We start from the raw sequence: 14,717 nt of genomic DNA, 5'->3' as shown, positions 1-14,717 counted from the left end.
ACCCACCGCCCGCCACCACGCGGCCCGCGTCCCCCTCCCGGGGCGCGGGCCGCGTGTCGTGGCTCAGCGGGCCGGACTGACCGGCGGCAGCGGGCTGTCGGGGTGGTCGACGGCGGCCCGCAGCAGGGTGAGGAGTCCGTCGGCGAGCCGCCGGGCGGTGGCCTCCTCGAAGAGGGCGCTCGCGTACTCCAGCTCGCCGGCGATGCCGGCCGGGCGCCCCGTCGCCGGGTCGGTGTGCTCGGTCAGGGTGAACAGCAGGTCCACCTTGGCGGTACCGGTGCCCAGTTCGCGCGCCCGGACCCGCAGGCCGGGGCTCTCGGGCAGCGGCGCCGGTGCGACCTGGAAGGCCAGCAGGACCTGGAACAGCGGGTGGTGGCCGGCGCTCCGGGGCGGCGCGGCGAGCGCCACCACCCGGTCGAACGGGGTGTCCTGGCGGGCCAGGAACTCCAGGTCCGCCTCCCGTACCCTGGTCAGCAGTTCGGTCGCCGAGGGGTCGCCGGAGACGTCGGTGCGCAGCACCAGGGTCTCGGCGAAGAAGCCGACCAGGCCGGCCAGGTCACGCTCCGGGCGGCCTGCCACGACCGTGCCGAGGACGACGTCGGGGCCGGCGCCGATCCGGTCGAGCAGTCCGGCCAGGGCGGCGTGCACCGCCATGAAGACCGTGCAGCCGTGCCGCCGGGCGAGGTCGGTCAGCCCGGCGTGCAGGTCGGCGGGGACGTTCAGCGGGACCCGTTCGGCGCTGCCGTCGTCCTCGGTCCGGGGCCGGTCGGTGGGCAGGACGGGTTCGGTGGGCGCCCCTGCCAGGGCGGTGCGCCAGAACTCGTCGTGCCGCCCGGCCTCGGCCGGGGCCCGGTGGTGGCGCCGCCGGGCGTGGTCGGCGTACCGGACCGGCAGCGGCGGGAGTTCGGGGGCCAAGCCGCCGAGCCTGGCCCGGTAGGCGGTGAGCAGGTCGTGCAGCAGCGGCCCGAACGACCAGCCGTCGGCCGCGGTGTGGTGCAGCAGGAGCAGCAGGGTCGCCCGGTCGGGGCCGGTGTGCCAGAGCGAGGCCCGCAGCGGCAGGTCGACGGCCACGTCGAAGACGTCCCGGACGGCCCGGCGCAGCCGGTCGTCCAGTTCTGCCGGGGCGAGCTGGTGCTCGACCAGGTCGGGGCGGGCCCGTTCGGCGGGCACGATCAGCTGGTACGGGTCTCCGTCGTCGTCCGGGAGGAGGGTGCGCAGGGGCTCGTGGTGGTCGGTCAGGTCCCCCAGGGCGGCCCGGAGCGCGGCGGTGTCCAGCGGCCCGCTCAACTCGACGGCCAGCGGCAGGTTGTAGCGCGGGCCGGGGCCTTCCAGCAGGTCGATGAACCAGAGGCGGCGCTGGTTGGCGGTCAACGGGGGCTGCCCGTTCTCCGGCCCGTGCTCGGGCCCGGGCTCGTTCGCCGTCGCGCCGGCTCCGTCCGGTCCTTCCGCTCCGTTCAGCAGGTGCGTCCGGTCCGGCCGTGCTGCTGCCCCGGGGGCGGCCGGGTGCGCGGGTGCCGGTTCGGCGAGTTCGGCCAGCCGCCCGGCGAGGCCCGCCACGGTGGGTGCGGCGAGCAGGTCGCGCAGGGTGGGTTCGACGGAGAGCCGCTCGTCGAGTCGGGCGATCAGACGGGCGGCGAGCAGCGAGTTGCCGCCCAGCGCGAAGAAGTCGTCCTCGGCGCCGAGGCGCTCGCCGCCGAGCACCTCGGCGAACAGCTCGGCCACGGCCTCTTCGAGTGGGCCCTCGGCGGGCCGGCCCTCGGCGCGCGCGGCGATTCGCGGGGCGTAGTCCGGGCCGGCCAGGGCCCTGCGGTCCAGCTTGCCGCCGGGCGTGACGGGCAGGCGGTCCAGCCAGACGTACGCGGCGGGGACCATGTAGCCGGGCAGTGCGCGCCGGGCCCGTTCGCGCAGTCGTTCGGTGACGGGCTCCGGTCCGGCGGGGGGTTCGGGGGCGAGGTAGGCGACCAGCCCGAGGCGTTCCGGGTCGTCACCGCGGGCGACGACGGCCGCCTGACGGACCGCCGGGTCGGCGAGCAGGACGGCGGCGATCTCCCCGGGTTCGATCCGGTGGCCGCGGATCTTGACCTGGTCGTCGGCGCGCCCCCGGTACTCGGCACCGCCGTCGGGGCGCAGCGCGACGCGGTCGCCGGTGCGGTACATCCGGCCGCCGGGCGCCCCGGCCGGGTCGGCGACGAAGCGGGTGGCGGTGAGGCCCGGGCGGCCGAGGTAGCCCTGGGCGAGGGTGGGGCCGGTGAGGTACAGCTCGCCCTCGGCGCCGGCCGGGACGGGCCGCAGGCCGGCGTCGAGCACCCGGACGCCGGTGCCGGGCAGGGGAGTGCCGATGGCGGGCGCCGTGGTGCCGGCCTCGACCGGGGCGGTCAGCGACCAGATGGTGGTCTCGGTCGGCCCGTAGAGGTTGGTCACGTCGACCGCCACCGCCAGCAGCCGGTCGGCGAGGGCCCGGGTGAGGGCTTCTCCGCCGACCAGGGCCCGGACGCCGCGCAGCCGTTCGGGCCGGCCGGCCAGCAGGCCCTGCCAGAGTGAGGGGGTCGCCTGGACGACGCCCACGCCGGTGGCGGCGACGAGTTCGGCGAGTGCCACCGGGTCGCCGCTCTGCTCGGAGTCGGCCAGGACGACGGTGGCGCCGGCCAGCAGGGTGCCGAGGAGCTCCAGGCCGGCGATGTCGAAGGCGACGGTGGTCGCGGCGAGCACGCGCTGCCCCGGGCCGATGCCCAGGCGCTCGGTCAGGGTGGCGAGGGCGTGCGCGTAGGCGGCCCGGCCGATCACCACACCCTTGGGACGGCCGGTGGAGCCCGAGGTGTGCAGGACGTAGGCGGGCCACCCGGGGTCGGGGGCCGGCGGCTCCCACGGGGCACCGGCCCGCGTCCCGGCCGGAGCGGGGTCGTCGGCGCCGGTCAGCAGGACGGGCAGGCCCCCGGGGGCCAGCCCGCGCCCGGCGGGGTCGGTGAGGAGGAGCCGGGGGGCGGCGTCCTGAAGGGTGAGCGCGATCCGGTCGGCCGGGAAGCCGGGGTCGAGCGGCAGGTAGCTGGCGCCGGCCCGGAGGACGGCGAGCAGCGCGACCACCAGCCCGGGGCCGCGGGGCAGCGCGACGGCCACCCGGTCGCGCGGCGCCACGCCGTGGTCGGCCAGCCGCCGGGCCAGCGCGCCGACCCGGCGGTCCAGTTGCCGGTACGTCAGGCGGTCGACGGTGCCCGCGCGGTCGCGGGTCAGGACGGCGAGGCTCTGCGGCCGGGTGGCGGCGTGCCGGGCGAGCGCTTCGACGGGGTCGAGCGCCCAGGCGGCCGTGGTGGCGGCCGAGTCGGGCCGGCCGTGCGGGGCCGGGAAGGTGTCGACGGCGGCGATCGCCTCGTCCCGTCCGAGGTCCGTCAGCACGGCGTGCCAGCCGTGGGGGATCGTCAGTTCCCGGGGCCACAGTGAGTACTCGGCGGTGTCGTTGCGCAGGACGTGGTAGCGCCCTTGCGGGTCGTCGAACGGATCGTGCACTGTTCCTGCCTCCTGGCCGGCCGATCATCGCATCATCTGTGACATGTGAAATGCTACCGACAGTCGGACGCGGCGTCAGCCGGAATCGTCGAGGGGTGCCGTCCGCGGCGCGTCCAGGGGTGCTGGGCCCTGGAACGCAACTGCTTGGCTTGTGGACGGGGGAGCGCTCCTGTGCCGGGAAGTCCACGCTCCGCTCAGCGGCAGTGCCAGGCCGAGGAGGGCGTTGCCGTCACCGTGGACCATCGACGCCGGGGCGGCGCGGGCGTGGTCCGGTGTCACCGGCGCGGTGTCACCGGCACGCTGAGCGGTTCGCGCGGCGGGCCCGGAGGTACTCGCGGGTGAGCAGGCGGAGGGCGGCGGGTTTGGTCGGGCCGGCGGAGCGGTGCAGCAGGGCGGGGATGTCGGCGCGGGCCGCGGCGCTGGTCAGTTCGTCCAGGCCGATCATGCAGCGGACCATGGGCCGGTGCGCGGGCGGGACGAGGTGGACCACGGCGCGGCCCTCGACGAGGGTGCGGTCGACCAGGTCGAGTTGCTCGGTGATCAGTGCCCGGAGGCCCGGGAGGTCGTGGGCCTGCTCCAGATCGGTGCGGCTGACCCCGTGCCGGTCCAGGGCCTGTTGGGGGAGTGTCAGGCGGCCGTCGGCGAGGTCCTCGGCGAGGTCGCTGACGAAGTCGAGTCGCTGACTGGCGTCGATGAAGGTGCGGCAGGCGGCCCGGTAGGCCGTCTGGTCGCCGTCCGGGCCGAGCAGGGTGGCGACGACCATGAACGCGGGCAAGGAGTAGCCGTCCAGGTAGTGCTGGTAGTCGGCTTCGGTGGCGAATCCGGCGAAGTCGAGGTCGGCGAGGGCCCCGGCGAGGTGCTCCAGCGCGCGGTCGCGCAGAGCCGGGTGCGCGGCGACGGTGTTCAGCAGCGGGCGCAGGTCGGCATCGGTGGTCTCACCGGTGGCGAGGCCGTCGGCCACCTCCTGTTCCCAGCGCCCGTACGCCGCCCTGCGGCCGTCGGGCGGGCCGCTGTCGAGCAGGGTGTCGGTGCGGTGCATGTGGGCGGTGGCCGCGATCACGTGCGGTACGAGCCGTGGCGGCAGGAGGAGACCGGCGGCCAGCACGGCCTCCCGCTTGTACCGCGTCACCTGCCGGCGCTGTCGGCTGTAGTCCTCGCGCAGTCCGGGGTCGTCGATCCCGGCCGCGTCCAGAGCCTTCTCCCAGCTGCCCACTCGCTCGCACCCTCTCCCCGGTCGGTGTGCCCGAGCCTAGAGGGCGGTCGGCACCGTCCGAACAGGAGGTCGTGCAGGGCGTCGCAGGCCGTCGTGCAGGCCGTCGTGCGGGACGTCGCAGGACGTCGTGCAGGTCGGGGCCGCGCCGCCCGCCCCGGCGCGGGGGTCAGCCGAGCGCCTTGGCCTGCCAGTAGCCGAACTGTCGGAGCGGGTCGCCGTCGAGCGACCACGGCCAGGGCGTGACGGTGTCGCCGATCAGGTCGAAGACGCCGGCGCCCTCGCGCGGGCGGCCGGCCTGGACCAGGGCGTAGGCCAGCACGTTGAGGTCGGCCTGGGCGGCCGCGTACCGCAGGTGCCCGGCGCGGGGCCAGTGCGCCAGCGCCGCGTCCAGTGCCCTGAGGGCACGGTGGTTGGTCCACTGGCGGCGGACGAGGAGTGCCTCGACACCGCCGCGGGCGAGGGTGCGGGCGTGCTCGTCGACCAGGGCGGTCAGTTCCACGCCCACGGCCGGCGCGTCCGACGGCACCCCGGACCGGACGGCGTCCAGGAACTCCAGCTGGCTGCTGCGTGAGCCGCGCTCCTCCGGTGACAGGTAGCGCAGCATCTGCAGGTGGGCCTCGCGGTTCCACGGGTCGCGCGACGTCACCTCGTGCCAGACGGGGAACAGCTCGCGCGTGTCCGCACCGATCAGGCGCAGGATCCCGAGCAGCACGACCCAGGGGGCGGGGTCCTCGGGGAGCGCCTCGGCGGCGCGGCGGCAGTCGGCGGCGACGGACCGGGCGTCCGCCATCCGTCCGTCGTGCCGGCCACGAACCAGCTCGACCCACGCCTCGAAGACCATCGCGTCGCCGCTGTGCGGACGGCGCATCCGCCAGGCGCGGGCGAGCCCCGAGGGCGCTGCCGCCTCGGCCAGCACGGCGAGGCGGTGCGTGCGGCGGTCCCAGTCCGCGCCGGTCTCCTGGAGCAGCCGCTCGATCTGGTCGATCTGGATGCCGCTCTGGCCCGGTATTCCGGCGGAGGTCAGCTGCCGCCGCACCCGGCCCAGCTTGACGTCGTCGAGTTCCGGGAGCATGCGGGGCCCGGAGGCGCGAAGTCTTCGAAGTATCGACACGCGCCGCAGCCTAGGTCGCGGGTCGAATTTCGGACAGACCTTGGCCGAATAATGTTGATTCTGGGAAGTTTCGGTGACCTTACGATCCCGTAGCGCAACCGGAGCGCCTGCTTCCGGCCCGCTCTTCGGCCTCGGTGGCCGGGGTCGCCGGCTCCGGCCGGTGTGGCGGGGCGGCGGGACCGGGGCGTCGCCCCGAGGACTACCGCGTCCAGCGCCCCGGCAGCCGTGGGGTGTGGCGCCCGCCCGGCGGCAGGACATGTCCGGTCCTGCGCCGGACGCGGCGAACCCCCGCGGCGGCGCCGGAACGCCGTGCCGCGGGGGTTCGTCCGGAGTCGGTCAGCAGCTGACGCTGCGCTCGCAGTCGAGGTAGCGGCGGATCTGCGCCTCGATGGCGGCCGCGCGGGCGTCCGCCACGTTGGCCTCCCGGTAGTGACCCTGGCTGCGCAGGCGCTGGGCCTGCTGGCGCAGCTGGGCGGCCTGGACCTGCAGCTCGCCGATGTTGACCGAGATGGAGCCCCGGGCGGTGGCGGCCTGAGCGGTGGTGGCCTGGGCGGGCGCGGCCTGGGCGGGCGCGGCGGCGAGGAGCAGGCCGCCTGCGAGGACGGCCGAGACGGTGAGTGCGGACATGCGACGACGCATGATTCCCCCATGTTCTTCGATGGTTCACTTGCTGGTCGGCCATCCGTCGAACTGATGACCGATCAGTAGCGTAAGAGATCCGGGCGAATGATCTTGCATCGAACTCCGCATTCCGGACACTCGGCGGGTCGGCATCCCTGCCGATCGGCGGGGGCGCCCGATGCGACCGGGTTACGTGCGGGGTGCCGGCGGTGTGCAGCGGGTCGACGGAGCGGAGCCCGCCGTGGGCGGGGCGCCCCTGCGGTCGTCGGGCGGGGGCTGTGGACCGAGCTTCCTACTGGCCAGTAATTTGGCTGATCATCATCTCCTCTGACGCTCCGTCGGCTCGTAGGCTCACGGCGGCCGCATGGTTCGAGCGCAGATGGAGCACGTGATGGAACGATCCCACCCCCGCCGTGGACGCCGGACGGCGAGCGCCGTACTCGTGGCGGCACTCGTGCTCGGTGGGGCCGCCGTCGCGCAGCCCGCTCCGGCGGTGGCTGCCGCGCCCGCGTCCGCCCCGGCCGCGCCTGCCTCCGTCGCGCTCGCCGGCGGTTCGTTCCGGTTGGCCGACGTCCGGGCCAAGGACGGCGTCGTCCTCAAGGCCGACGTGTTCACCCCGGCCCCCGGCACTCCGGGCGCCGACCCGCAGGGGCGCTACCCGCTGGTGGTGCAGCCGGCCAGCTGGGGGCAGAACGACCTGGAGTACGTCGCCCAGGGCCACGCGTTCGCCGCCGCGGGATACGTCGCCGTCACCTACACCGTGCGGGGCTTCTGGGGATCGGGCGGGGAGGTCGACGTCGCCGGTCCGGAGGACGTGGCCGACATCTCCACGGTGATCGACTGGGCGCTCGCGCAGACGCCGGCCGACCCCCGGCGGATCGGCATGGTGGGGCTCTCGCTGGGCGGCGGCCTCACCCTGCTCGGCGCGGCATTCGACCCGCGGATCAAGGCCGTGGCCTCGCTGAGCGGCTGGGCCGATCTGACCGACTCGCTGTACAGCGGGCAGACCCGGCACGTCCAGGCAGCCGCGGTGCTCGCCGGGATCCAGGCCCCGACCGGCCGCCGCAGTCCCGAGTTCGCACGGGTGCTGGACGACCTCTTCGCCGACCGCGACCTGCCCGAGGTCGTCCGCTGGGCGGACACCCGCTCCCCGGCGCGCTACGTGGACCGCATCAACGCCAACGGCACCGCCGTCCTGCTGGCCAACGCCTGGGGCGACAGCTTCTTCAACCCCGGCCAGATCACCGCGTTCTACCAGCGGCTGACCGGGCCCAAGCGCCTCGAACTGCGCCCGGGCGACCATGCGAGTCAGGAGTTCACCGGCCTGCTCGGTCTGTCGAACGCCGCCTGGAGCAGCGCCCGTTCGTGGCTCGACCAGTACCTCAAGGGAGCCCCCGGCGACCAGCGCCAGCCGGTCGACCTGGAGGTCCGCCCCGTCGGTGTCCACGAGAGCCACCCCGACTGGCGGTCCGTCAGTTCCCGCACCGACCGCCTGGCGCTGGGGGCCGAGACCCTCGGCGGGCCGGCCGGGAGCGACTGGCGGACGACCGTGCGGGGCGACACCGCCTCCGGCGCGAGCGGCGGCACTGCCCTGCTGTCCGGGCTGGTCGACCAGGCGGTGCACCTCCCACCCACCGCGGTCGTCCCGCTGCTCGACCGCTCCGCCGTCCTCGTCCGGCAGTCGGCGCCGTACCCGCGGGGCCTGCCGGTGCGCGGCGCCGCCCGGGTGCACACCACGGTGACCGCGTCCGCTCCGCAAGGCACGGCCGTCGCCTACCTCTACGACGTGAACGCGCTCGGCGTGGGCCGGTTGATCTCGCACGCCCCGCAGAGCTGGTCCGGACGGCCGCCGGGGCAGCCGTTCCCGCTGGACGTCACGCTCTTCGACACCGCCTACGACCTGCCCGCCGGCCACCGGCTCGCGCTGGTGCTCGGCACCCGGGACGCCCTGTACGGCGGTCTCACACCGTCGGGCTCCACCGTGACCTTCGGCTCCTCGCCCGCCGACCCGTCCGAACTGGCTCTGCCGGTGCGCTGATCGGCGCACCCCGGGGTGCCCGCCGACCCGTCCGAACTGGCTCTGCCGGTGCGCTGATCGGCGCACCCCGGGGTGCCCGGCTACCGGGCCCCGGCCTCCAGCACGGCCTGCGCCGCGTTGTGCCCCGGGATGCCGCTGACGCCGCCGCCGCGGATGGCTCCCGCCCCGCACAGCAGCACGTTCGGGTGCGCCGTCGCCACGCCCCAGCGGGCGGCGGCGCCGTCCGGCTCCTCGGTGGCGTAGGGGAACGAGAGGTCCCGGTGGAAGATGTGCCCGCCCGGCAGGCCGACCTCGCGCTCCAGGTCGAGCGGCGTCCTGGCCTCCACGCAGGGCCGCCCGGTGGCGTCGGTCGCCAGGCAGTCGGCGATCGGCTCGGCCAGCACCTCGTCGAGCCGTGCCAGGCTCGACGCCAGCGCGCGCTCCTTGGCGGCCGGGTCGGCGAACAGCCGTGCGGGCATGTGCAGGCCGAACAGGGTCAGGGTCTGCAAGCCCTGCCGGAGCGCCTCGGGCCCCAGGATCGACGGGTCGGTGAGGGTGTGGCAGTAGATCTCCGACGGAGGCGCCGTGGGTATCCGGCCCGCCCGCGCCTCGGCGTAGGCCGTCTCCAACTGCCGGTAGCCCTCGGCGATGTGGAAGGTCCCCGCGAAGGCGTCCCGGGGATCCACGGCGGCGTCCCGCAGGCGTGGCAGCCGGCGCAGCACCATGTTGACCTTCAGCTGGGCGCCCTCCGGCGTGGGCCCGGGCTCCTCGCCCGACAACCGGGCCAGGACCGCCGGCGCGGCGTTCACCAGCACCGTGCGGGCCACCGCGGTCGCCTCGCCGCCCCGATGGCGGTAGGACACCTCGGCGTCACCGGTGCCGTCGGTGGCGATGGCGGTGACCTCGCAGCCGGTCCGCAGCCGCGCACCGGCCAGCAGCGCCGCCTCGGCCAGCGCGCCCGTCACCGCGCCCATCCCGCCGACCGGGACGTCCCAGTCGCCCGTCCCGTTGCCGATCACGTGGTACAGGAAGCAGCGGTTCTGCCGGAGCGAGGGGTCGTGGGCGTGGGTGAAGGTGCCGATCAGCGCGTCCGTCAGCACCACGCCGCGCACCAGGTCGTCGGCGAAGGTCCGCTCGACGGCCTCCCCCAGGGGCCGTTCGAAGAACGACTCCCAGGCGGCGTCGTCCGCGACCCGCCGACGCAGCTCGGCCCGGGTGGGCAGGGGCCCGGTGAGCGTCGGGAACACCCGCTCGGCGATCCGCCCGGTCGCGCCGTAGAAGCCCTGCCAGGCCTCCCACTCCCGCTCGGAACCGGTCAGCGCCCGGAACGACTCCCGGGTGCGGGCGGGGTCGGCCGCATCCACCAGCAGCCCGGTGGGCCGCCCGTCCCGGACGGTGGGGGTGTACGAGGCGATTCGGCGCCGCCGCAGGTCCAGCCGGAGCCCGAGGTCCCGCACGATCTTGCGCGGGAGCAGACTCACCAGGTACGAGTAGCGCGACAGCCGGGCGTCCACTCCCGCGAACGCCCGGGCCGACACCGCCGCCCCGCCCACCTGCGGCAGCCGTTCGAGCAGCAGTACCCGCTGCCCGGCCCGCGCGAGGTACGCCGCCGCCACCAGACCGTTGTGCCCGCCACCGACGATCACGACGTCGTGCCGGGAGGACGGCTCCGTGTTCACGCGCCCACGCTACGCCACGGCGCGGCGCCGGGGAACAGACCGCGCGTCACCTGCTCGCGGTGGCCCTACTCCCCGGCCGATCTCGGCGTGTGGTGGACGGCGTTGTTCACCGCCGACACCGGTGCGGTCGGGTGGGTGCGCTGCCGGCGCAGCCAGACGTACAGCAGCAGGCACGGCAGCAGCAGGCCGCCGAGGCCGAGGGCGATGAACGCCGTGAGGCTGTCGACCTGCCTGACCAGCCACGCGAAGTTCTGCCCGAAGAAGCCGACCACGAAGGACAGCGGGAGGAACACGGTCGCGACGATCGTGAGCCGCTCCATCGTGGCGGTCTGCCGCAGGTTGATCCTGTTCTGCTCCACGGAGATCACGGCGATGTTGGCCTCCAGGACGGTGGCCAGCAGGTCGCGTTGGGCGGCGACCTCCTCGTTGACCAGCAGGAGGTGGTCGTGCACGTCGCGGAAGTACGGCATCAGCTCGGTCGCCGACCTGCTGGACCGCAGCCGCCGGGCGAGCACGGCGAGCAGGGGGTGGACGGCGCGGTAGAAGTCGGTGGCTTCCCGGCGCAGGAAGTAGATCCGCTCGGTCGGGGCGACCGTGCCGGAGAACACGGTGGCCTCGATCTGCTCGATGTCGCGTTCGAGTTCGTTGACGACGGGTGCGTAGCTGTCGACCACCTGGTCGAAGATCGCCCACAGTGTCGAGGCACTGCCGGTCCGCAGCAGTTCCGGGCGGCGTTCGAGCCGGCCGCGGGCTCCGGCCAGCTCGCTGGCGATGCCCTGCCGAACGGTGATCACGAAGTGTTCGGCGAGGAAGACGCTGATCTCGCCGGTGTCGATCTCCTCGCGTTCGTCGTCGTAGCGGGCGGTGCGCAGGATGATCAGCTCGGTGCCGTCCTCGTACTGCTCGGCCTTCGGCCGCAGGTGGAAGGCCTGGGCGTCCTCGACGGCGAGTTCGTGCAGTCCGAAGCTCTCGCGCACCCTGGCCAGCTCCTCGGGGCCCGGTTCGAACAGGCCCAGCCAGACGAAACCGCCCTGCGCGCAGCGCGCGGCCGCCTCCTCCAGCGGCATCGGTCCCTCGTGCTGTCGGCGTCCCTCGCGGTAGTGCGCGCAGTCGACGATCATGGCCTTCCTCCTCGCGCCCGGCCGACCGCGCCGTGTGTCGCCGAACCGTCTGTCGCACCGCACCGGCGGCGCAGTACGCCGCAGTCACCTCACAGCACTAGATGCTCCTCCGATTCGGCCGGAGCCGCTCCGTGGACCCGGGAGCGCGGCGGCCCGCGCGGCTCAGGTGGTCGCGGGGCGCGGGTCGCCCGGGTAACGGCGGCCGGCTATCTGCTCGAAGATCAGGTTGGTCCGGGTCTGTGCCACCGCCGGGTGGGTGGTGAGGTGGTCCACGACGAAGTCGCGCAGACTCTCGGGGCCGGCGACCCCGACGTGGAGCAGGTAGTCGTCGGATCCCGACATGTGGAACACCGCCAGGACGCCGGGCAGATCGGGGGCGGTGCCGCGGAAGCTCTCGTTCTGCTCACGGGTGTGGGCCCGGAGCCGGACGGAGATCATCGCCTGCAGCGGCAGGCCGATCGCGGCGGGATCGACATCTGCCCGGAACCCGCGGATGATGCCGCGCTCCTGCAGTGCGCGCACCCGGGCCAGACAGGTGGAGGGGGCGATGCCCACCGTCTCGGCGAGCGCGTTGTTCGGCATCCTGGCGTTGTCGGCCAGGGTGCGCAGGATCGCCCGGTCCACGTCGTCGACGGGCGTCCTGCGGGCCTGCGGATTGTTCGGCATGCCGGGCAGGATTCCAGCTGATTCCGTCGATTCGCAAGAGATCGCGAGCTGCTACCGAATCTTGTTCGGGAGATCTTCCGCGGGGCTCCGGGAAGTTCCATCCTGGCCGCGGGCGGCGAACGCCCCGTCACCGCTCCCCACCCGTCACCGCTCCCCACCCGGGACCGGTCCGCACCGACCCCGGAGTGCCGTTCCATGAGCCCGACCGCCGCCCTCGCGGGCGCCCCCGTCGTCCCCGCCACCTTCGCCAGCGGGAGCACCGGGAGCGCCGAACTCGCCGCCGGGACCGCCGTCGACCCGGGCGCGGAGCTGGACGGCCGCGACTTCGAGCTCCCGGCCGGTGGCCTGGACGACGACCGGCGCCTGCGGGCCCTGGACACGGTGGACGAGTACCTGTCGAGGAAGCGCGCGCACCTGGTCGGCTACCAGGCCACCCAGGACATGCAGGGCTGCGCGCTGGACCTGGCCCGGTTCATGCCGAACAACATCAACAACCTCGGCGACCCGTTCCAGAGCGGCGGCTACAAGCCGAACACCAAGGTCGTCGAGCGCGCGGTGCTCGACTACTACGCGGCCCTGTGGAACGCCCAGCGGCCGCACGACCCCGCCGACCCCGAGTCGTACTGGGGCTACATGCTCTCCATGGGCTCGACCGAGGGCAACATGTACGCGCTCTGGAACGCCCGGGACTACCTGAGCGGCAAGGCCCTGATCCAGCCGCCCGCAGCCCCGTTCGACGCCCTGCGGTACGTCCGGGCCGCGCCCGACCGGGACAATCCCAACGCCCACCGCCCGGTGGCGTTCTACTCCGAGGACACCCACTACTCCTTCGCCAAGGCCGTCCGGGTGCTGGGCGTCGAGACCTTCCACGCGGTCGGTCTGGAGCTGTACCCCGACGAGTGCCCGCTGGTCGACCCCGCCACGGGGCTCCGCGCGTGGCCCACCGAGGTGCCCTCCCGCCCCGGCCCCTCGGGCCACTCCTGGGACGGTCCGGGCGAGATCGACGTCGACGCCCTCGCGGTGCTGGTCGAGTTCTTCGCCGCGAACGGGCACCCGATCTTCGTCAACCTCAACCTCGGCAGCACCTTCAAGGGGGCCCACGACGACGTCCGGGGGGTCTGCGAGCGGCTGCTGCCGATCTTCGAGCGGTACGGTCTGGTCCGACGCCAGGTGGCCCACGGCACCGACCCGCAGACCGGCGAGCCGCTGGTGGACCTGCGCAGGGGCTTCTGGATCCACGTGGACGGGGCCCTCGGCGCCGGCTACGCGCCGTTCCTGCGGATGGCCTCCCAGGACCCGGCGGCGTACGGCTGGACCCCCGAAGTGGAGCTGCCCGCCTTCGACTTCGGCCTCAGGCTGCCCACCGCGGAGTTCGGCGACGTCGACATGGTCTCCTCGATCGCCATGAGCGGCCACAAGTGGCCCGGTGCGCCGTGGCCCTGCGGCATCTACATGACGAAGGTCAAGTACCAGATATCGCCGCCGTCCCAGCCGGAGTACATCGGCGCACCGGACACCACCTTCGCGGGCTCCAGGAACGGGTTCTCCCCGCTGGTCCTCTGGGACCACCTGTCCCGGCACTCCTACCAGGACCAGGTGGACCGGATCCGCAAGGCCCAGGAGCTGGCCGGCTACCTGGAAGGGCGGCTGCGGGCGATGGAGCAGGAGACGGGCGTCGAGCTCTGGCCGGCCCGCACCCCGGGCGCCGTCACCGTGCGCTTCCGCAAGCCCGGCCCCGAGCTGGTGGCGAAGTGGTCGTTGTCCGCCCAGGACGTGCTGATGGTCCCGGGCGACGAGTCCACCCGCCGCAGCTACGCGCACGTCTTCGTGATGCCCTCGGTCGACCGGACGAAGCTGGACGCCCTGCTGGCCGACCTCGCCCGGGATCCCGTCATCCGGGCCTCGGCCGGCTGACCGCCGTCGGCGACCGCCGTGCGCGGTCTGCTGATCGGCACCAGGCTCGCGCGGTAGAAGCTCAGATCCGCTCGGCCGACCACTGGGGGTCACGGCCGGTGAGCGCCAGCAGCCGCTCCTGGGCATCGGCTCCCGGGGCGGCGGTACGCGGCAGGTCGAACTGACCGGTGCCGGCCAGATCGCGATAGCCCTGGAACTCCGCGAACGCGTACCGGGCGGCGTCCTGCGGCAGCCGGCCGCTCTCGCCGAGCGCCCGGGCCAGGTCCCAGCCGTGCACGACCGTCTCGGCCGTCAGCTCACGGGCGAACCCGCCGAGATCGCGGACCCCGTACGGAAGGTGCACCAGGAGGTCGGGCGCACCCGGCTGGTTCAGCGCGCGCACGGCGGTGTTCACGGCCATGGTCCACACGCCGACGGGGTTGCGGCCCAGCACGTCGCCCGCGAAGCGGTGGCCGATCTGCTCCGGGGTGTAGCCGGCCACGGCCTGGCAGACCCACAGGTGCTGTGCGGCCAGGTGGTTGACCAGCGCGCGCACGTCCCACTCGCGGCACGGCGTGGGGGCGGACCACCGGTCCTCGGGAGTGGCTCGTACCAGCCGGGACACCTCCGCCGCGGCGGCCGCGTAACACCGGCGGACCTCGGCGTGGAACCCGGAGGGGTGGGGACATTCCATCGCCGGGCCTCCTTTTCTGCCCTGGTCCCTCCCAGTAAACCGCTACGGGGCGTGACAAGCCAGGGTTCACCGGGCCGGTCCTGCTCGGTTCGGGGGTCCCGGGAATGCCGCGACGCCGCTGTACCGGGCCGGATCGGGTGATCGGTCGGGTGCAGCGGCGTTGTCGTGGTGGCCCTGGTGGGGGCGGGGGTGTTACTTGGT

The 14,717-nt window shown here is 74.4% G+C and carries 10 protein-coding genes; 2 read left to right on the top strand and 8 right to left on the bottom strand.

The window, feature by feature from the left end; translation table 11 throughout:
* Positions 1–63: 63 nt before the first annotated feature.
* The 4 genes from AB0J08_RS01835 to AB0J08_RS01820 all read right to left on the bottom strand — a co-directional run bounded on the left by AB0J08_RS01835 (position 64) and on the right by AB0J08_RS01820 (position 6,452).
* A complete protein-coding gene (locus AB0J08_RS01835) occupies positions 64–3,501 on the bottom strand; it encodes an amino acid adenylation domain-containing protein (RefSeq protein WP_360625237.1) in 3,438 nt (1,145 codons plus the stop codon).
* 289 nt (positions 3,502–3,790) lie between these two features.
* Positions 3,791–4,714, bottom strand: coding sequence for a squalene/phytoene synthase family protein (locus AB0J08_RS01830; protein WP_360625234.1), 924 nt, complete (start codon positions 4,712–4,714; stop codon positions 3,791–3,793).
* A gap of 166 nt (positions 4,715–4,880) precedes the next feature.
* Entirely contained in the window at positions 4,881–5,825 is a 945-nt protein-coding gene (locus AB0J08_RS01825) for a hypothetical protein (RefSeq protein ID WP_360625231.1), read from the bottom strand.
* Between the two features lie 336 nt (positions 5,826–6,161).
* Positions 6,162–6,452: a hypothetical protein gene (locus AB0J08_RS01820; RefSeq protein WP_360625228.1), complete on the bottom strand. Its 291-nt coding sequence runs from the start codon at positions 6,450–6,452 to the stop codon at positions 6,162–6,164.
* Between the two features lie 385 nt (positions 6,453–6,837).
* Here AB0J08_RS01820 and AB0J08_RS01815 point away from each other — a divergent pair, with 385 nt between their 5' ends.
* On the top strand, positions 6,838–8,484 hold the full coding sequence (locus AB0J08_RS01815; protein WP_360625225.1) for a CocE/NonD family hydrolase: 1,647 nt from the start codon (positions 6,838–6,840) through the stop codon (positions 8,482–8,484).
* Between the two features lie 80 nt (positions 8,485–8,564).
* Here the strand turns inward: AB0J08_RS01815 and AB0J08_RS01810 are convergent, their stop codons facing one another.
* The 3 genes from AB0J08_RS01810 to AB0J08_RS01800 all read right to left on the bottom strand — a co-directional run bounded on the left by AB0J08_RS01810 (position 8,565) and on the right by AB0J08_RS01800 (position 11,929).
* Positions 8,565–10,142: an NAD(P)/FAD-dependent oxidoreductase gene (locus tag AB0J08_RS01810; protein WP_360625221.1), complete on the bottom strand. Its 1,578-nt coding sequence runs from the start codon at positions 10,140–10,142 to the stop codon at positions 8,565–8,567.
* 65 nt (positions 10,143–10,207) lie between these two features.
* Positions 10,208–11,263, bottom strand: coding sequence for a CorA family divalent cation transporter (locus AB0J08_RS01805; RefSeq protein WP_360625218.1), 1,056 nt, complete (start codon positions 11,261–11,263; stop codon positions 10,208–10,210).
* A 162-nt stretch (positions 11,264–11,425) separates the two neighbouring features.
* The gene (locus tag AB0J08_RS01800; RefSeq protein ID WP_360625215.1) at positions 11,426–11,929 is read right to left on the bottom strand and encodes an Lrp/AsnC family transcriptional regulator; all 504 of its coding nucleotides are present in this window, start codon (positions 11,927–11,929) and stop codon (positions 11,426–11,428) included.
* Between the two features lie 195 nt (positions 11,930–12,124).
* Between AB0J08_RS01800 and AB0J08_RS01795 the strand changes: the two genes are divergently transcribed.
* Positions 12,125–13,843, top strand: a complete 1,719-nt coding sequence (locus AB0J08_RS01795; RefSeq protein ID WP_360625212.1) for a histidine decarboxylase — start codon at positions 12,125–12,127, stop codon at positions 13,841–13,843.
* A 61-nt stretch (positions 13,844–13,904) separates the two neighbouring features.
* Here the strand turns inward: AB0J08_RS01795 and AB0J08_RS01790 are convergent, their stop codons facing one another.
* A complete protein-coding gene (locus AB0J08_RS01790) occupies positions 13,905–14,516 on the bottom strand; it encodes a TIGR03086 family metal-binding protein (protein ID WP_360625209.1) in 612 nt (203 codons plus the stop codon).
* Between the last annotated feature and the right edge of the window lie 201 nt (positions 14,517–14,717).

This window comes from Kitasatospora sp. NPDC050463 (genome assembly GCF_040655255.1).
Classification (GTDB): domain Bacteria; phylum Actinomycetota; class Actinomycetes; order Streptomycetales; family Streptomycetaceae; genus Kitasatospora.
This window is presented reverse-complemented; position numbering and strand designations above follow the sequence as displayed.